Annotated in this window: 18 protein-coding genes; 17 read left to right on the forward strand and 1 reads right to left on the reverse strand. The window is 37.5% G+C overall.

From position 1 onward, the window contains the following. The first annotated feature begins 16 nt into the window (after positions 1 to 16). The 17 genes from ACR2MV_RS09805 to ACR2MV_RS09885 all read left to right on the forward strand — a co-directional run bounded on the left by ACR2MV_RS09805 (position 17) and on the right by ACR2MV_RS09885 (position 17,943). Positions 17 to 2,176: a S9 family peptidase gene (locus ACR2MV_RS09805; RefSeq protein ID WP_434021734.1), complete on the forward strand. Its 2,160-nt coding sequence runs from the start codon at positions 17 to 19 to the stop codon at positions 2,174 to 2,176. 97 nt (positions 2,177 to 2,273) lie between these two features. Further along, a complete protein-coding gene (locus ACR2MV_RS09810; protein WP_434021735.1) occupies positions 2,274 to 2,525 on the forward strand; it encodes a hypothetical protein in 252 nt (83 codons plus the stop codon). Positions 2,526 to 2,649: 124 nt separating this feature from the next. Then, entirely contained in the window at positions 2,650 to 3,927 is a 1,278-nt protein-coding gene (locus tag ACR2MV_RS09815; RefSeq protein WP_434021736.1) for an alpha/beta hydrolase-fold protein, read from the forward strand. 151 nt (positions 3,928 to 4,078) lie between these two features. Further along, complete coding sequence (locus ACR2MV_RS09820; protein WP_434021737.1) at positions 4,079 to 5,611, forward strand: hypothetical protein; 1,533 nt, start codon at positions 4,079 to 4,081, stop codon at positions 5,609 to 5,611. Between the two features lie 180 nt (positions 5,612 to 5,791). Beyond that, entirely contained in the window at positions 5,792 to 6,736 is a 945-nt protein-coding gene (locus ACR2MV_RS09825) for a nuclear transport factor 2 family protein (protein ID WP_434021738.1), read from the forward strand. 42 nt (positions 6,737 to 6,778) lie between these two features. Continuing rightward, positions 6,779 to 7,102, forward strand: a complete 324-nt coding sequence (locus ACR2MV_RS09830; protein WP_434021739.1) for an EthD family reductase — start codon at positions 6,779 to 6,781, stop codon at positions 7,100 to 7,102. Positions 7,103 to 7,243: 141 nt separating this feature from the next. Next, positions 7,244 to 7,864 carry an alpha-ketoglutarate-dependent dioxygenase AlkB family protein gene (locus ACR2MV_RS09835; protein ID WP_434021740.1) on the forward strand — a complete coding sequence of 207 codons (621 nt, stop codon included), beginning with the start codon at positions 7,244 to 7,246 and terminating at the stop codon, positions 7,862 to 7,864. Positions 7,865 to 7,918: 54 nt separating this feature from the next. Continuing rightward, positions 7,919 to 8,698: an SDR family NAD(P)-dependent oxidoreductase gene (locus ACR2MV_RS09840; RefSeq protein ID WP_434021741.1), complete on the forward strand. Its 780-nt coding sequence runs from the start codon at positions 7,919 to 7,921 to the stop codon at positions 8,696 to 8,698. Positions 8,699 to 8,748: 50 nt separating this feature from the next. Continuing rightward, positions 8,749 to 9,243, forward strand: a complete 495-nt coding sequence (locus ACR2MV_RS09845; protein ID WP_434021742.1) for an N-acetyltransferase family protein — start codon at positions 8,749 to 8,751, stop codon at positions 9,241 to 9,243. A gap of 88 nt (positions 9,244 to 9,331) precedes the next feature. Then, positions 9,332 to 10,594, forward strand: a complete 1,263-nt coding sequence (locus ACR2MV_RS09850) for a TolC family protein (protein ID WP_434021743.1) — start codon at positions 9,332 to 9,334, stop codon at positions 10,592 to 10,594. A 17-nt stretch (positions 10,595 to 10,611) separates the two neighbouring features. After that, positions 10,612 to 11,514: an HlyD family secretion protein gene (locus ACR2MV_RS09855; protein ID WP_434021744.1), complete on the forward strand. Its 903-nt coding sequence runs from the start codon at positions 10,612 to 10,614 to the stop codon at positions 11,512 to 11,514. Beyond that, positions 11,511 to 12,434: an ABC transporter ATP-binding protein gene (locus tag ACR2MV_RS09860; protein WP_434021745.1), complete on the forward strand. Its 924-nt coding sequence runs from the start codon at positions 11,511 to 11,513 to the stop codon at positions 12,432 to 12,434. Before ACR2MV_RS09855 ends, ACR2MV_RS09860 begins: the two co-directional genes overlap by 4 nt. 1 nt (position 12,435) lies before the next feature. Continuing rightward, the gene (locus tag ACR2MV_RS09865) at positions 12,436 to 13,164 is read left to right on the forward strand and encodes an ABC transporter ATP-binding protein (protein ID WP_434021746.1); all 729 of its coding nucleotides are present in this window, start codon (positions 12,436 to 12,438) and stop codon (positions 13,162 to 13,164) included. Between the two features lie 4 nt (positions 13,165 to 13,168). Continuing rightward, positions 13,169 to 14,281 carry an ABC transporter permease gene (locus ACR2MV_RS09870; RefSeq protein ID WP_434021747.1) on the forward strand — a complete coding sequence of 371 codons (1,113 nt, stop codon included), beginning with the start codon at positions 13,169 to 13,171 and terminating at the stop codon, positions 14,279 to 14,281. After that, positions 14,281 to 15,396 carry an ABC transporter permease gene (locus ACR2MV_RS09875; RefSeq protein WP_434021748.1) on the forward strand — a complete coding sequence of 372 codons (1,116 nt, stop codon included), beginning with the start codon at positions 14,281 to 14,283 and terminating at the stop codon, positions 15,394 to 15,396. The genes ACR2MV_RS09870 and ACR2MV_RS09875 overlap by 1 nt, the downstream gene beginning before the upstream one ends. Positions 15,397 to 15,523: 127 nt before the next feature. Continuing rightward, entirely contained in the window at positions 15,524 to 17,773 is a 2,250-nt protein-coding gene (locus ACR2MV_RS09880) for a glycoside hydrolase family 3 C-terminal domain-containing protein (protein ID WP_434021749.1), read from the forward strand. Positions 17,774 to 17,808: 35 nt separating this feature from the next. Further along, positions 17,809 to 17,943, forward strand: a complete 135-nt coding sequence (locus tag ACR2MV_RS09885) for a hypothetical protein (RefSeq protein WP_434021750.1) — start codon at positions 17,809 to 17,811, stop codon at positions 17,941 to 17,943. Between the two features lie 32 nt (positions 17,944 to 17,975). Here the strand turns inward: ACR2MV_RS09885 and ACR2MV_RS09890 are convergent, their stop codons facing one another. After that, on the reverse strand, positions 17,976 to 18,746 hold the full coding sequence (locus ACR2MV_RS09890) for an NUDIX hydrolase (protein WP_434021751.1): 771 nt from the start codon (positions 18,744 to 18,746) through the stop codon (positions 17,976 to 17,978). Positions 18,747 to 18,792: the final 46 nt, after the last annotated feature.

Raw genomic sequence — 18,792 nt, forward strand, 5'->3', positions numbered from 1 at the left:
TCAAATCAAGCCTGCCATGAAACGAATTTCCTATGTCCTATTACTGTCATTACTTTTCTCAATTTCCTGTAAAGAAGTCAATCATCAGCCTGCAAAAAACATCCCGAAAGGACCTGTTGCTAAAATAAGTCCCGAAACTCTTACCACACATGGCGACAGTAGAATTGATAATTATTTTTGGATGCGGTTGAGCGATGATCAAAAAAATGCTGAGAATCCGGATGCTCAAACGACAGATGTGTTGGAATATATTGAGGCTGAAACGGCCTATTTGGATACCACAATGAAACACACTGAAAATCTTCAAAAAAAGATCTATGATGAGCTGGTAGGCAGAATCAAAAAGGATGATCAATCTGTACCTGTAAAAGATAACGGCTACAGCTATTATTCCAGATTCGAAGAAGGGGGAGACTACAGGTTATATTGTAGAACAAAAATCGGCACTGACAAAGAAGAAATTATGTTAAATGGACCTGAAATGGCTGAAGGGCATGACTTCTTTAGCCTGCGCGGGCAATCAATGAGTATGGACAACAATCTGTTGGCCTTTGGAATTGATACGGTGTCGAGAAGACAGTATTCCATATATTTTAAAAATCTCGAATCAGGTGAATTATTAGGTGATAAATTAGAAAATACGACAGGTAGAGCAACCTGGGCCAATGACAATAAAACTATTTTTTATTCCACACAGGATCCGCAGACGTTGAGATCCGATAAAATATACAAACACATTTTAGGGACAGATCAATCAGAAGATGAACTTGTCTTTGAAGAAAAAGATGATACGTTTGGATGCTATGTATATAAATCGAAATCAAAAGATTATTTGTTTATCGGCAGTTATCAAACGCTTTCGACTGAACTTCGATACCTGGATGCCAACAAGCCGAATGGAGCCTGGACCGTAGTTCAGCCGAGAGAGAGAAATTTAGAGTATAATGTATCCCACTATGGCGATCATTTTTATATCAGAACAAATTTAGATGCAGAAAATTTTAGATTGGTCAAAACGCCTATAACAGCTTCAACCAAAGAAAATTGGAAGGATGTGATACCTCATAGCAAAGAACGGTTTTTAGAAGGTGTAGATATTTTTGAGAATTTTTTGGTTGTTAGTGAACGAGTGAATGGTTTAACGGCATTAAGGGTACGACCATGGAAGGGTGAAGAATACTATATAGAGTTTAACGATCCGGCTTATTTAGCGTATACGACTTCAAATCTGGATTTTGATACAGATGTTTTGAGATATGGTTATACCTCATTGACAACACCAAATAGCACTTTTGAATATAATATGAATACCAAAGAGCAGGTATTGTTAAAACAACAGGAAGTACTTGGAGGGAATTTTTTACCAGAAAATTATATCTCTGAGAGAATTTATGCCACAGCCGATGACGGTACCAAAATTCCGATTTCTTTGGTGTATCGAAAAGGGACGGAAAAATCAAGTGAAACACCTTTGCTGTTATATTCTTATGGTTCTTATGGGTCAAGTACAGAACCTTATTTTTCTGCAGGTAGACTGAGTTTGTTGGATCGAGGATTTGTTTATGCCATGGCGCATATCAGAGGTGGCCAGGAAATGGGACGCTATTGGTATGAAGATGGAAAATTATTGAAAAAGAAAAATACATTCACAGATTTTATCAATGTCGGAGAATATCTCGTTCAAGAAGGATATACCAGTAGCGATCATTTGTATGCCTATGGGGGGTCAGCCGGAGGTTTATTAATGGGTGCTGTTTTGAACATGAAACCTGATCTTTGGAATGGTGTTATCGCGGCGGTGCCATTTGTCGATGTGGTTACAACGATGCTTGATGAATCTATTCCACTGACTACGGGTGAATTTGATGAATGGGGAAATCCCAAAAATGAAGCGTATTACAATTACATGAAATCCTATTCGCCTTATGACAATGTAGAAGCTAAATCGTACCCTAATATCATGGTAACTACAGGTTATTGGGACAGTCAAGTACAGTATTGGGAACCTTTAAAGTGGGTGGCAAAGCTCCGAGCATTAAAAACGGATGACAATTTAATGATATTAGATTGTAATATGGATAACGGACATGGTGGTGCATCTGCAAGGTTCGAAGGATATAAAAGGACGGCCCTACAATATGCCTTTATGTTTGACTTAGAAGGTATAGAAAATTAGTGAATAGGATGAGACGCTCTGGACGTCGGCAAACCAGGATTAAAAAGAATCACCAAATGGTGATTCTTTTTTTGATCTGCCCAAAGAAAGGGGCAAAATGAGATTGATTCCTTACCCTAAGCTGACAAGATCAGAATTTTATATAGCTGAAAAATACCTGCTTAGTCTCACGGGTGTGTTGGGCACGAATGGCGATGTTTTGGGAGCACCTGAAGGTAAAGTATTGGGTGAAATAACAAATCAAAAACCTATGAATGCATCCCTTACAAACAATTTCTTAATTGATGAGTTATGGAATATTTTAACAGAGGTGTACCCTCCGTCAAAGAGGGTATTCAATGCCGCCTAGACTCTGTAGATTCTTTTGAATCAGGTTTGTGAGGCACAAATAAATGTATAGTTGTGAGTAGGTCTTTTATGACGATTGAATGAATTATGTCTATATTCGTGATAGATAAACTTAGCCATGTATTATGAAAAACCTACTCTTTTTACTGATTACTTTCTTTCTTTTGACAGGATGCCAAGAAAAAAACAAGGTATCTGAAAACAATGATGCTGATAATCTCCTGGTGTTTGGCAAAATAGATTCAATTCAATCGGAAGTGCTGAATGAATCAAGAAAGATTTGGATTCATGTGCCAGGTGACGGAGACCAGAATATCTTCTCCGGGAAGAAATACCCGGTACTCTATTTATTAGATGGCCCTGGTCATTTTTATTCGGTGGCGGGAATGATGAAACAGTTGAGTACAGCTAATGGCAACGCCCTTATTCCTGAAATGGTAATTGTTGCGATTCCGAATACAAACAGAACCAGAGATTTGACCCCAACACATTCAGATATTAGTCCCTTTGGTGGAGATACGGCCTGGTTAAAGGACTCAGGTGGCGGTGAGGCTTTTACCGATTTTCTTGAAAAAGAATTGATTCCCTATATAGATCAAAATTATCCGGTTACGTCGTATAGAACCTATGTTGGGCATTCATTTGGAGGTTTGGCAGTGATCAATACCCTCATGACTAGACCTGACCTTTTTGATAACTACATATCGATTGATCCAAGTATGTGGTGGAACAATCAGGAAACCCTGCAAATGACTAAGGAAAAACTTTCAGAAGTTGATTTTTCAGATCGATCATTGTTTGTAGGGGTAGCTAATACGCTACCTGAGGGTATGGATGTGGATATGGCCCGAAAAGATACCAGCAGCGATACCTATCACTATAGGTCCATCATGGAATTTGTAGATGCGGCTTCCGCAGAAGAAGTGAATGGCTTGGCAATGAATTGGAAGTACTATTCGGAGGACGACCATGGCAGCGTTCCGTTGATTACAGAATATGATGCATTTAGAGAAATGTTTTCATGGTATAGGTTTGAAGAAATTCAGAAATTTTATGACCCGTCATATCAGATGGAACCTGCCGAGATGCGAGGAATCATCGAGTCACATTATGAAAAAATATCAGATCGTTTCGGGTATTCAGTTTTACCTGATGAAATGTTTGTGAATAGCCTGGGATATGGTTTTATGAATGACGGTAAACTTGCCTTAAGTGAAGCTGCATTTGACCTGAATATTCAGAATTATCCTGAAAGTTTTAATGTATATGATTCTAAAGGTGATTATTACATGGCAGCGAAGGATTCCCTAAAGGCCCTGGAATTATTTCAAAAGGCGGTTGAAATTTCACCGAATGAATTTTCTCAGGAAAAAATAGATATGCTCCAATCGAATATGAATTAGAGGATATATCCAAGTAGAATGATTTAATTTGACGATTTTTTCAAGATACTTTTATAAGGTCTTCTTGTATCTGTATCACCTTTAAACTACTGCTATTGATGAACTTAGAGTTTGCAATTCAATAACGAAAATGATTAATTATTTTTGATCCATGCCGCATACGTCAGAAAGAAAATCAAGATTTTTTAAATTTTTCAAGAAAGGAGTGGCCCTACTTTTGTTACTGGCTTTGCTCGCTTTGGCTTCTCTGTTTTTCTACATAAACACAAAAAAGAATGATATAAGTGAAGAATTATTGACTTCGGTAAACGACGAGTTACAAGGCGATTTTTCAGTCAGTGGTATTTCTTTAGGATCATTGTTTTCATATCCTAATTTAGAGGTGTCCGTGAGAGGCTTACAATTTCATGCTCCCAAGAAACCAGAGGCCAATGGCGAACTTATTTTGGAGGTAGATATTTTAAAATTCAAAACCGACCTGAGTAAGATATTATTAAAAGAGATTCAAATTCAGGACGTTTATATAAAGGGTGCCACCTTGTATGTAGAGAGAGATAGTTCAGAACAAATGGTTATTGCTGCAGGATTTAGGCCCTATGATGATGGTAGTGTTGAAACAGATACTACAGAATTGAAGTTGTCTATTGATACTATTTTCATCGAAGAATCACAGGTTATTATTTTAGATCGTTTGTCAGATTTGAACCTACCTTTTAGGTTGCAAAAGGTAACAGGTACTTTTGAATTATATAAAAATGTGATCAAAGGGATTACCCAAATTGATCTGAGCCCGTTGAATTTTAAAGAGACAGAGGCATTTATAGTCAATGAATTACCAATTAAAGTACATACTAATTATTTGGTAGATATCAATCAGGAATTGGTTACGGTACATGGAAATGATTTTTATATCGCGGATGAACATTATAAAATGAATTATCGCTATGATTATACGGATCAACCAAATATGGAATTGCAAATGAGTTCTTTAGATTCAGGAGTTGATTTATCAGCACTATTCGTTGAACAGAACGATAGTTTAAAAAATGATCAGAAAATTGAACTATTGGGACAAGGGCAATTCAGAACAGATCTGCGTTGGAATCCAGATTCAGACCTACCTTTCTTAGAGGCTTTAGAGGCTTCATTTATGTTAGAAGGAAAAGAATTGAATATTTACGGGATCGATCTTGATGAAGTGATAGAAAAATTTAAAAGAAGTCAGGAATTTAATCTTGCAGATGTGAGCGCTGTGATGTTCGCCGGTCCTGCTGGCTTGGCAGTTACCAAAGGAACTGATTTTGCGCGTTTGGCGTTTATAAAGGCAGGAGATTCTACACGGGTAAACCATTTTTTGGCAGATTGGAAATTTAACAATGGTGTCTTAAAAACGGAAGATGTTGCTCTCAGTACCAATAATAATTTAATAGCTACTTCAGGTTGGTATGATTTGTCAAAAGACAGTTTAGACTTTAAAATTAACATTCTAGACAAGAGAGGCTGTGAATTAGTTGGTCAAAGAATTTATGGAGATGCTAAGGATCCTGATTATGGAAAGGTTAATTTATTAAAAACCTTTTTTGGGCCCGTCACTAATTTTTTTAGAAATATTGGCGTTGCCCAATGCGATACTTTATACTTCGGCAAGGTACTTCATCCGAAAAAAGAACAGAAACCAAATTAAATTCCATACTCTGGTTTAGGAACATGCCTTCATAAATAAGGATATAAGAATTAACTCTGAAAAATATTAAGGCACTTCCGGACATTTTTACAATACGTTCGTCCGTATTGAATTGCAACTGATGTTAGATTGCTGTTTATTTAAAGATTAATTCAAATACATTAACCAAAACTTATTAGAATGAAACGAATTACACTAGTAGTGTTTATGTTGCTGACCATGGTAGCATATTCGCAAAAAAAGAAAAATGGTACCATTTATTCTGAACATCCTGCCATCAATGTTGTAGAAGATTTTCAAAAATCATTTGTGGCTGGGGATGCCGATAAGGTAATGAGCTATCTGGCCGATGACTATAAATGGTGGAATGGCACCAACGGGAACAAAGATGCCAAACCTGGAACCAAAGAAGGAGCCGGAAAAAACACCACCTGGTGGAAGGAAAATGTGTCTTATTTGAGTCTTGAGAGAACCTCCGGAGCATATCCTGATGCAATTGAATACAAGGATGACGATCAAAAAGATGTGGTATGGGTGCAGACCTGGGATCAACTAAAAGGAGTTCATGACGAAACGGGTGTCAAGGTAGATATGCCCGTACATCGTTTATATGTAGTAAACGAAGAGAATAAAATTGAGACGATCATTGATTATAGCGATCGAACCGTATGGGATGAAGTCGGGCAGAGTTTTGAAGCCAGAGAAAATGGCAAGTTATATAACCATCATGATTATATCAATCATGTAAGACGTATGATGGCAGCCTTGGAAAATGGCGATATGGACAAGTTTTATTCTTATTATGATGAAAAAGCCACATTTAGAAATATACATATGGAACCCGGAAAAACGTCAATGACACTTGAAGAAGACAAGGAAGGAATGAATAGCATGATGGAGGCATTCGATATTACGGCCATAGATGTTCAAGGCTATCCGGACTATTTGAATTATGGCTTGGGTGATGCCAAAGTAGTACAGTCATGGTGGAAATTGAGAATGACCCGAAAATCAGACAGCAAAAAAATTGTGTTGCCTTTATTCTTAATTCATGATTTTGATGATGAAGGAAAGATCATTGGAGAAAACGCCTATTACAGTCAGGCGTTGATGCAAGCCAAATAAATCGAAGATCAAAAAAAGAACGTATCCGTAAAAATCACAAATATGAAAAAAGGTTCAATTAAAGTAAGTGTTTTATACCCATCAGGTGAAGGAAAACATTTTGACATGGACTACTATAGTACGAAACACGTAGCCCTTTTGGTGAAACTGCTGGGAGATGCAATTGTTGGAGCCAGTATCGAAGGGGGACTCGGAGGAGCCGTTCCTGGTGAACCACCAACATATGCTGCTATGGGTAATTTGTATTTTGAATCAATGGAGTCTTTTCAAAAATCGTTTGGGCCTCATGCCCATACCATTATGGCAGATGTACCTAATTATACCAATATTGAACCTGTCACTCAGATAAGTGAAGTAGTTCTTTAAACGAACCAAACCTCAAGATTGTTCTTGGGGTTTGGTTTACGTTTGTTTTCAATTTTAAAAGAACTGCGACAAAGCACGAATATGGGTTTGTCTTACATTTTTTATCTAGTATCTTTGAACCTAATCTTCCAAAGACACTAAATGCAGCTAAGCTTTGATGCTTTTGATAATAGCAATAACCTGCTACCATACAACGGTGAATTGATGTATGTGGATAATTGTCTGGGTGCTGACAAGGCGAACTATTTTTTTGAAAAACTATTGAATGGAATCCATTGGGAACATGATGAATTTCATATGTATGGTAAAAAAGTGATCAGCAAAAGAAAGGTAGCATGGTACGGTACAAAAAACTTTGATTATGGTTATTCCGGCATCCATCGCAAGGCCCGACCCTGGAACAAGGATTTACTTGAATTAAAGACAATTGTTGAGGACGAATCTCAAGACACATATAATGCCTGTCTGCTCAACCTTTATCATAGTGGATTAGAAGGCATGGGTTGGCATAGTGATAATGAAAAAGAGCTGAAATCCGGAGCCACCATTGCTTCTATAAGTTTAGGGAGTCCAAGAAAGTTTTCATTTAAGCATATAAAGACCAAAGAAACGGTATCCTTGACACTTCAGCATGGAAGCCTTTTATTGATGAAGGGAAGCATTCAACAACATTGGCTTCATCAATTGCCAAAAACTAAAAAGAGCAACAGTCCTCGTATCAACTTGACATTTAGAACAATCCTTGAAAAATCAGGAGACTGATCTTACTAAAATAATACGCAACTAGCTTATATTTGAACTAAAAATATAAATGATATGCTTGCAGCAAAAGATGACTATCCGAATTTTAACGTAGAAAACAAGGTTGCTTTGGTAACTGGTGCAGCCAGAGGATTGGGTAAGGCTTGTGCGCTGGCACTGGCACATGCCGGGGCAGATATTGCATTAGGATTGAGAGATGTAAATTCAGCGGAGGATCTTGAAAATGAAATTAAAGGCTTGGGTCGCAAGGTAAAAAGGTTTCAAATGGATGTTTCCAGTGTTGCTGAAATAAAAACAGCCATTGTAGAAATCAATGAACATTTTGGAAGAATTGATATTTTGGTCAATAACGTAGGTGTTGCACCCGCTAACCCTGCCGAATTGGTTACGGAGGAAGATTACGACACCACGATGAACTTAAATGTTAAGGCCATGTTTTTCACTTCTCAGGAGGTGGCCAAACTCATGATAAAACAAGGTAGGGGTAGAATCATTAACATGAGCTCTCAGGCTGGTGCAATTACGATAGACGATGAAGCAGTTTATTGTATGAGTAAAGCAGCAGTGAATCATATGACAAAGAATCTGGCTTCTGAATGGGCGAAATTTGATATTCAGGTGAATGCTGTCGCTCCAACATTTATAGAAACACCAGGAACAGAGCCCTGGCTGAAAGATCCGAAATTTAAGAAAAGTGTGCTCGATAGAATACCCTTAGGTAGAATAGGAAAACCAATGGAAGTCGCCGGAGCGGTTTTGTTTTTGGCTTCGGACGCGGCTTCCCTGATCACAGGAGAAGTTGTCATGGTGGATGGTGGCTGGACATTGAAATAGTCTGGTATTGAATTGCAAACTGCCCGTATAATTACAATTGTTAAAATCACATGCTAATTAATTTTAAGGAGGTTATTTCAGAGAATGAATTGAAAGAGGTCGAAGCGCTGGCCACTATCATATGGCGACAACATTATACGCCAATTATTGGAGAAGATCAGGTTACTTATATGTTGGAGAAATTTCAATCTGTAGAGACCATGAGAGGACAAATAGGTCAGGGCTATCACTATTTTTTAATCAATGATGAGGATGTCTCATTAGGATACCTTTCGTATGAGAAGCGGCTAAAAAAATTATTTCTGAGTAAAATTTATGTCCTTCAAAATTATAGAGGAAAGGGAATTGGAACTTTAGGGATGAAATTCGTTATGGATACTGCTAAAACCCTTGGATGCACCGTAGTGAGCCTGACGGTGAATAAATACAATCACAATTCGATAAAGGCCTATGAAAAACTAGGTTTTATCAATAAAAAGGGACTGGTACAAGATATTGGTGGAGGTTTTGTGATGGATGATTATTTGATGGAAATACGTCTCTAAAAAATAATACGAATCGTTGGTTTTCATTTTTAAGGAAGGTGGAGAATTCATATATTTATAATTCCTAGTTAGCCTTAAAGCCTTGAATATGAAGCAACTTTTTTTTAACCATATCCTTTTTGTGTTTTGTCTTTTCACGTTGTCTTCAGGTTATGGACAGCTGAGCTTAGATTCATGCCAGGCTAAGGCGAGAAGAAACTATCCAATGATCAAACAATTTGGTTTAATAGATCAGACCAAAGCGTATACCACGTCAAATGCGAACAAAGCATTTTTACCGCAACTCAGTTTTAATATAATTGGTGGAGTCGTTGACGGCTTTCCAAGTTTTGATGCACCTGGTTCAACTGATAACTCGTCATCCAGCATGCAACTGATCAGTGTCGTTCAATTAAATCAGGCCATATGGGATGGAGGAATTACAAAAGCCAATAAAGAGATAATTAAAGCTAATTCAGAAAAAGAAACAGCCGAGGTAGAAGTGGCATTGTATCAAATTCGAGAGAGAGTTGATAATTTGTTTTTTGGCATTCTCTTAATTGATGCTCAGATCGATCAGCAAGAAATTTATCTCGACATTCTTCAAAAGAACACCAAAAGAATCGAAATTGCTGTTGAAAATGGGACCGCTTATAAATCAGATCTTGACGAAGTGAAAGTAGAATTATTAAATGCTGAAGAACGGATCCTTGAGTTGAATTACAACAAAAAAGCCTACAAAGAAGTGTTGGCTGCTATGATGGGAGAACCACTGTCCGAAACAACTTCTTTGCAAAAACCATCGATGAAGGTAAACGATTTACAGCAAAGTATAAACAGGCCGGAACTTTCAATGTTTGCTTCTCAACGAGCAATGATAGATGCCCAGGCGGGTTTGAACAGATCTACTTTATATCCAAAAATAGGTCTTTTGGGTTTTGGTACCTTCTTGAATCCGGGGATTAATTTCGGAGCTTCAGATATCGACAGGATATTGGTTGCAGGATTGAGTTTGTCTTGGGATGTGTCCGGTTTGTATCGCAATGGGAATAATAAGAAACTGGAAGAGGTGAATCTGTTAAAGGTTGATAATCAGGAAGAAGCGTTTTTGTTTAATACCAATTTGCAGATTGACCAGACCCAGATCGAATTGCAGAAATATCAGGATTTAATTGAGAAGAGTGAAGAGGTACTAGCTATAAAATCTCGAATCAAAAAAGCATATGAAGTAAAGTACGAGAATGGTGTGAGTACCATGACCGAGTTACTGGATAAGACCAATGAAGAAAATCTGGCGAACCAAAAGCTTATTTTTCAAGAGATTCAATATTTGCAAAAGGTATATGAATACAAATACAAATCAGGAAATTAAATAATTAAAGTATAGAAATGAAAAAAATATATATAATAATTTTGTCATTCTGTTCGTTGCTTTTTGCCTGTAAGAATGGTGAAAGTGATAAGGATGCCACAGGTGTTTTTGAATCTACTGAAGTTATTGTTTCAGCAGAAACTACAGGAAGACTGCTCGAATTTGAAACCTTTGAAGGAATGGAAGTGAACAAGGAAAAGGTACTTGGCCAAATTGATACGGTTCAGCTTTCATTGAAAAAAATGCAGTTACAGGCAAATCAATTGGCATTGGAAGCGAGTAAACCAGATGTTTCGGCTCAGATAAGTGCAACCGAAAGAGAGGTCGAAAAACTTGAGTTTGAACGCAAAAGAACGCAACGACTTTTGGAAGGTGATGTAGCCACTCAAAAACAATTGGATGATATTGAGGCTCAAATTGATGTGTTAAAGGCGAGATTGCGTGCCCAGAAGAAAAGTTTAAACTCCAGTACAGATGCCATTAACGCTCAATACAATGCGGTTAATGTACAGATTGATCAATTGTCTGATCAGATTTCGCGTTGTCAGATAAGAAGTCCGATTCAGGGTACGATCCTCGTGAAATATGCTGAAGCCGGAGAATTTGTGAATATGGGAAAACCTTTGTTCAAAGTGGCCAATATGAAGCAAATGATTTTAAAGGCATATGTAACAGCAGCTCAATTAACAGATGTTCAACTGGGTCAGAGACTAACCGTACTGGCTGAAATAGGAGCTGAGCAAACAAAAACCTACGAAGGCGAAGTGACCTGGATTTCGAGCAAGTCTGAATTTACACCTAAAACGATTCAAACACAGGATGAAAGGGCTAATTTAGTATATGCGATAAAGGTTCAGGTGGAGAATGATGGTTTGCTGAAGATTGGAATGTATGCCGGCCTAAAATGGACAACAGAATGAAGGTGGTCAGCGTACATGACATCAAGAAATCTTACCAGCAGGTTCAGGCCTTGAAAGGAGTGAGTTTTGAGGTGGAAAAGGGAGAGATATTCGGAATTATTGGACCGGATGGAGCCGGAAAAACATCGCTCTTTAGAATTTTAACCACCTTATTACTGGCAGATTCAGGCCACGCTACTGTTGATGGGAATGATGTTGTAAAGGATTACAAAAAGATCAGGCAAAAAGTAGGCTATATGCCAGGTAAATTTTCATTGTATCAGGACTTGACAGTCGAAGAGAATTTAAAAATATTTGCCACTCTGTTTGGAACAAGTATTGAAGAAAACTATCATTTGGTGGAGGCAATTTATAGTCAGATAGAGCCCTTTAAGAATAGAAAGGCTGGTGCTTTATCAGGGGGAATGAAACAAAAACTGGCTTTGAGCTGTGCTTTGATTCATCAGCCGGTGGTATTGTTTTTAGACGAACCCACTACGGGTGTAGATCCGGTATCCCGAAAGGAGTTGTGGGACGTTTTAAAGGATCTAAGGAAACACGGGGTCACTATTCTTGTTTCGACCCCATATATGGATGAAGCTAATTTATGTGATAGAATTGCATTGATCCAGGAAGGGGCGTTTATGAAAATTGATACGCCGAGCCAGATCATAGATGACTACGATCAGATTTTATGGTCTGTTAAGAGCAAAAATATGTACAGACTGCTTAAGGATTTGAGGAAGAACGAATATGTTCTGTCATCCTATGCTTTTGGTAATGTACATCATGTAACAATTGCATCCAAAGGGATTAGGTCAAAGAGTGGATTTAGTCCGTTAGATTTGACCTCTTATTTAAATAACAAGGGACATTCAGAAGTTCAAATAACTGTCATTAAAGCAAGTATTGAAGATTGTTTTATGCAGATGATAGCTTGATATGAAGGTAATTGAAACAACAAATCTGACTAAAAAATTTGGCAACTTTACTGCGGTCGACAGCATTAGTTTTCATGTTGAAAAAGGGGAGATTTTTGGTTTTTTAGGAGCAAATGGTGCTGGTAAAACGACGGCAATCCGCATGCTCTGTGGTTTAATTCATCCCAGTAGCGGTGAAGGCCGGGTGGCCGGTTATGATATCGGAAAGAATTCGGAAATGATCAAAAAGCATATAGGTTATATGAGCCAAAAATTTGCCTTGTATGACGATTTGAAAGTGTGGGAAAACTTGAGATTATACGCCGGTATTTATGGAATGGATGGTGCGAAGATAAATACGAACATTGATCTGCTTTTGAAAAAGTTAGGTTTTGAAAATGAAAAAAACACCATGGTTAGTTCTTTGCCTTTGGGCTGGAAACAAAAACTGGCTTTTTCGGCAGCGATCTTTCACAATCCCAAAATTGTGTTTTTGGATGAACCAACTGGAGGTGTTGACCCTATAGCCCGAAGACAATTTTGGGAATTGATTTATGAGGCGGCAGATTCCGGAATAACAGTGTTTGTCACAACACATTATATGGATGAAGCTGAATACTGTGATCGGGTATCCATCATGGTCGATGGCAGAATTGAAGCACTTGCTTCTCCTGAACAGTTAAAAAAGCAGTATCAGGCAGAGAATATGGATGAGGTTTTTAAAAAACTAGCTAGAAAAAAGAAAGACTAATAGCATGAAGTTACGGCAATTTTTGATGTTTACTCAAAAAGAGTTCTATCATATTTTTAGAGATAGATGGACTTCCATTGTTCTTTTACTACTTCCGGTGCTGATGATCATTCTATTTGGTTTTGGAATAACAACTGAAATTAAAAACACAAAATTTGCAATTTTTGATCCTTCCAAGGACAATGCTACAGAGGAATTGATCAACAAATTAGGGAATAGTGAATACTTTAGTTTTGAGGAAAACTTAGATAATCCGGACAGAATCGAACAGGTCTTTAAAGAAGGACGGATTGGATTTGTGATTGTATTTGGCGAGAATTTTTATCAGAATTTGTTACATACCAAAGAGGCACAGGTGCTTTTGATAGCTGATGGTACAGATCCTAATACGGCTTCAACCTTGGTAAGTTATGCTTCTGGGATTATTAGAGAATATGTAATGGATTTAAATCAAGGGCAGGAAGTTCCCTACGAGATCCATACAGAAGTGGACCTTTTGTACAATCCTACTTTGAAAGGGGCGTATAGCACAGTACCTGGAGTGATGGGAATGATTTTAATGTTGATTTGTGCCATGATGAGTTCCATATCAATTGCCAGAGAAAAAGAACTGGGAACCATGGAAGTTATTCTGGTATCCCCGATGCCACCCATATTAATCATTTTGGCAAAGGTTGTACCATACTTTACATTGTCTTTAATCAATTTCGCCACGGTTTTGTGTCTTTCTGTATTTGTTTTGGAAGTTCCGATACAGGGAAGTCTGTTCCTGCTAATCCTGGTTTCGATCATTTTTATCTTTGTATCTCTTGCCTTAGGGCTGTTGATATCTTCTTTGGTTGATTCCCAAATTGCGGCATTGTTGTTTTCAGTAATGGGGCTGATGTTTCCCGTGATTATGTTGTCAGGTCTTATGTTCCCGATTGAAAATATGCCCTGGATTTTGCAAGGAGCAGCACAGATAATCCCTGCCAAATGGTATATAAGTGCAACGAGGAATATCATGATTAAAGGGGTTGGTATGTCATCAATTTTGAATGAATTAATGGTTTTGAGCGCCATGGCTGTCTTTTTTATCGGTCTCAGTTTGAAAAAGTTTAAAATTAGATTGGAGTAATGATGCTGAAATATTTGATAGAGAAAGAATTCAAACAAATCTTCAGAAACAGTTTTCTGCCAAGAATGATTGTTATGTTGCCTATTGTAGCTTTAATTGTTTATCCATTTGCTGCTAATTTTGAGGTCAAAAACATTGCATTGAGTTTGGTTGATCATGACAAAAGCAGTTATTCGCAACAATTGATTCAAAAGGTACAGGCGTCGGGTTATTTTAAAATTAACGATGTGTCAGTTAGTTATAAGGATGCCTTGCGAAGTATTGAACTGGATGACGCTGACATAATTCTTGAAATTCCGGCGAATTTCCAAGCTACCTTTATCAGAGAGAAACAGGGAACTGTAATGATTGCTGCCAATGCAGTGAATGGGAATAAAGGAGGCCTGGGAAGTGCTTATTTAAGCGCTGTGATCAGTGATTTTAATGCAGATGTTCGTGTTGAACTAGCCGGAGGATTAACGAAAGGTCTGGAGTCACCGTTAGAAGTGGTGCCATCTTATAGATTTAATCCTACATTAAAGTATGAGGTTTTTATGGTTCCTGCCCTGATGGTCATGATACTTGCAATGATTTGCGGGTTTCTACCTGCCTTGAATATTGTTGGTGAAAAGGAAAGCGGGACCATCGAACAGATCAATGTGACGCCTATTAAAAGAGCTACGTTTATACTATCTAAATTAATTCCTTATTGGATTATTGGTTATTTTGTGTTGAGTGTTGGGATGTTGATTGCTATGTTTTTCTGGCGGCTGATTCCACAAGGAAACATATTGACTATCTATTTCTTCGCGACTCTTTTTATAGTTTCATTTTCAGGTTTTGGCCTCGTGATATCTAATTATGCTCAGACCATACAGCAAGCCATGTTTATGATGTTTTTCTTTGTATTGACTTTTATTTTTTTAAGTGGCTTATATACACCAGTCGAGAACATGCCGGTCTGGGCCCAGCGAATTAGTGATTTCAGTCCACTTAAATATATCATTCAAGTTTTGAGAATGGTATATTTAAAAGGGAGTAATATTAATGACTTGCAAAGACCATTTATAGCCTTAGTCTCATTTGCAGTATTCTTTTATTCATGGGCGATATTCAGCTACAGAAAAACCAATTAAATTGGTTGTATATAAATTTCTCATTTTCAGTATATTACAATAATATAAGAGATAATTAATCATAATTTTATTTATAAATTGACTTAATTGTCGTAATATTGTGTAAAATTTACACAATAGAATAATTATGAAGAAAATTGCCATAAAAATATTGAAAGGGTTTGGGCTTGTATTACTGCTTTTGGTTTTACTTGCCGGAGGTGTATATTATAAAAGTATTAACTATAATATGTACAACTTGCAAGCCAATGAAGAATTGCTTCCAAAGCCTGAGAACGAAGAGGGATATTTGACCCTGGCAGAAGATTTGGTAGCTCAGATGTCGCTCGAAGAAAAAATTGATCAAATGTATGGGGAGAAATTGTATCAGATGCCCAAACTCGGTATTGGCTTTTTGGTTAAAAATAGATTTCCACATGTCTATGTTGGAGAAAATGAAAGGTTGCATTTACCACCTTGGGTATTGTCTGATGGACCCAGAGGAGCAAGGGTAATGGACAAAGAGGTTTTTAGTGTCACTACATTTCCGGTTGGAATGGCCAGAGGAGCCAGTTGGGATGTGGATCTAGAAGAAAGAATTAATGAAGTCATTGCTATTGAAATGCGAGCCAATAAAGTGAATTATGCGGCAACACCTTGTATTAATTTACTGCGTCACCCCGGATGGGGAAGGGCACAGGAAACCTATGGGGAAGACCCATGGCATTTGGGCGAATTTGGTGTAGCTGCTGTCAAGGGAATAGAAAGATACAACGTGATGGCTTGTCCGAAACACTTTGCTTTGAACAGTATAGAAAATTCCCGATTTATAGTGGACGTAGATTTGGATGAAAGAACCTTACGAGAAGTGTATTTACCGCATTTTAAAAAAACAATTCAGGAAGGAAAACCCGCTTCTATTATGAGTGCTTACAATAAGGTTCTTGGTGAATATGCTCCCAATAATAAGTATTTACTTACTGATATCTTGAGAGATGAATGGGGGTTTGAAGGGTTTGTTTCATCTGATTGGTTTTTTGGCACGAGAGACGGTGTAGAAAGTGTGAAGGCTGGATTGGATGTCGAAATGCCTTATCAGCAGGTCTACAAATACGACATTTTAGAACAGGGAATTAAAGAGGGTGAAATTTCGGAGTCAGATATCGACAAAATCGTAACAAGAACCTTAAAGACCAGATTGAAATATGCTTATTCGGATGATCAGGATTCCTATGGGCATGATAGAATTGAGACCAAACAACATGTTGATTTGGCCAAAGAAGCTGCTGAAAAAAGTATGGTACTTCTAAAAAATGAACAACTATTACCATTGGCAAAAAAAGAGGGGGAAAAGCTCCTGATTGTTGGAAGGTTAGCGAATATGGAAAACACCGGTGATTATGGTAGCAGTAATTCAACTTCCTTGCATATAGTGACACCTTTTGAAGGAATTGAAGCCTATAATAAAAGCAATGGCGATCAAGTAGAGTTATATGACGGGGCAGATACAGACTTGGCAGGTTCTAAATCAGCAGCTGCAGATAAAGTTGTCGTAGTTGTGGGTTTCACCCACCTGGATGAGGGAGAATACCTGGCAGGTGAAGCAGACATGGTAAAGTCGGCAGAAGCAGGAAAACTTGTTGGTAAGAAAGGAGTAGGCGGAGATAGAGAAGATTTAAGATTACTTCCGGAGGATGTTGATCTCATAAAGAAGGTGGCGGAAAATAATAATAATGTAGTAGTTGTCTATGTAGGAGGTTCTGCTATCAACATGAATGAATGGGAACAGGATGTTGAGGCCATTCTTTTCTCATGGTATAGCGGAATGCAAGGAGGGAATGCTCTTGCAAACGTGTTGTACGGGGATGTAAACCCCAGTGGGAAATTACCATTTTCAATAGCAAGAAATGATGCGGATTACCCGTTTTTTAATCCCTATACCTTTAAAATAGAATATGGATACTATCATGGATATACGTTGTTTGAGAAGGAAAATAAAGAGATAGCGTATCCTTTCGGATATGGATTGAGTTATACAAATTATACCTATGATCAACTTGCAGTTGAAGAACCATCTCTTTCAAAGGATGGAACCCTGAAAGTAGGAATAGATGTGACAAATGCAGGGAAGTTAGCAGGGGAGGAAATTGTTCAGTTATATATAGGGTTTAAGAATTCTGGGGTCGATCGACCGGTAAAACTATTAAGAGCGTTTGATAAGGTATTTCTTGAAGCAGGAGAAACTAAAACTATCGGTTTAGAAGTTAAGGTTGATGATTTGGCCTGGTATGATCCAGAGCTGAAAGAATGGAAAATTGAAGAAATGGAATATGAACTTTATGTAGGAGGCAGTTCTGATAGTGAAGATTTAATGATGACAACGTTCTCAGTGAATTAGGTATTTTAGCTACCAGTAGATTCTTTAAGGATTAGATGAAATTGATAAAAAATTCATCTAATCCTTTTTTTTTTGGAGATATTTATCCGGGTGCGATGTCGAAACAGGCCAAGGAATTTTACGCGACAAATTCTAAAGTTATGGTGCAACAATTGGGAACTTTTACCTAAGAAAAGGTATTTATCTGTGTTGAAATTTTTGGTCAGGAATTAAAACCATATCCCTGCTCCAAAAGTTTCTCGTATTTTTCCTTGTGAAAGGAATATAAATAAGGGGCTTTATGAGCGCCGCCTTCCAGCTGTTTCTCATGCCTGATAAAAATATCCAATTTCAACATTTTTCTTTGGAAATTTCCTCTGTCTAATTTTTTTTCAAGAATAGCCTCATATAATAATTGAAGTTCTTTCATCGTGAATTTCTCTTGCAACAGATTGATACCAAATGGCAAATAATTGATTTGATTTTTTATATATCGAATAGCAGTTCTAACGATAATATCATGATCTAAAATGAGTTCAGGTAACTCCTCGAGAGGTGCCCATCGAATTTCTTCGCTGAACAAGCCAGGTTTGGGATTGCATTTTTGGATGTTCACCAGCGACAAATAACCTGAGGTAATAAACCGTTGATTTAACCATTTCAATTGAGTTTTATTGATTCCCTCAAAATCAAATGTTTTATTTTTACCATTCGCTGAATTGCGATTGGTTCTGCCGAAGGTTTTGAATTGCTCTAAAAATGGCAGTTGAACACCTGTTCTTTCGCTTAACACTCTGACCGCTGATTTTTCAATGTCTTCATTTTTTCTTATAAATCCACCGGGCAAACCCCAGACCTCATCTTTGGATTTCCATTTAAGGATTAGAATCTTTAATTGGTGATCTTCGAACCCAATAATAACACAGTCTACTGATTGTCCAGGAAGGAACATGTCAGCTAAATTTATATTCTCTAAAGAGGATTTTGAACTCATCGGTCAAATATAGGAAAAAAATATTGTGTCATTTGTACACAATAAA

The sequence above is a fragment of the Lutimonas sp. genome, assembly GCF_051011215.1.
Lineage (GTDB): Bacteria > Bacteroidota > Bacteroidia > Flavobacteriales > Flavobacteriaceae > Lutimonas.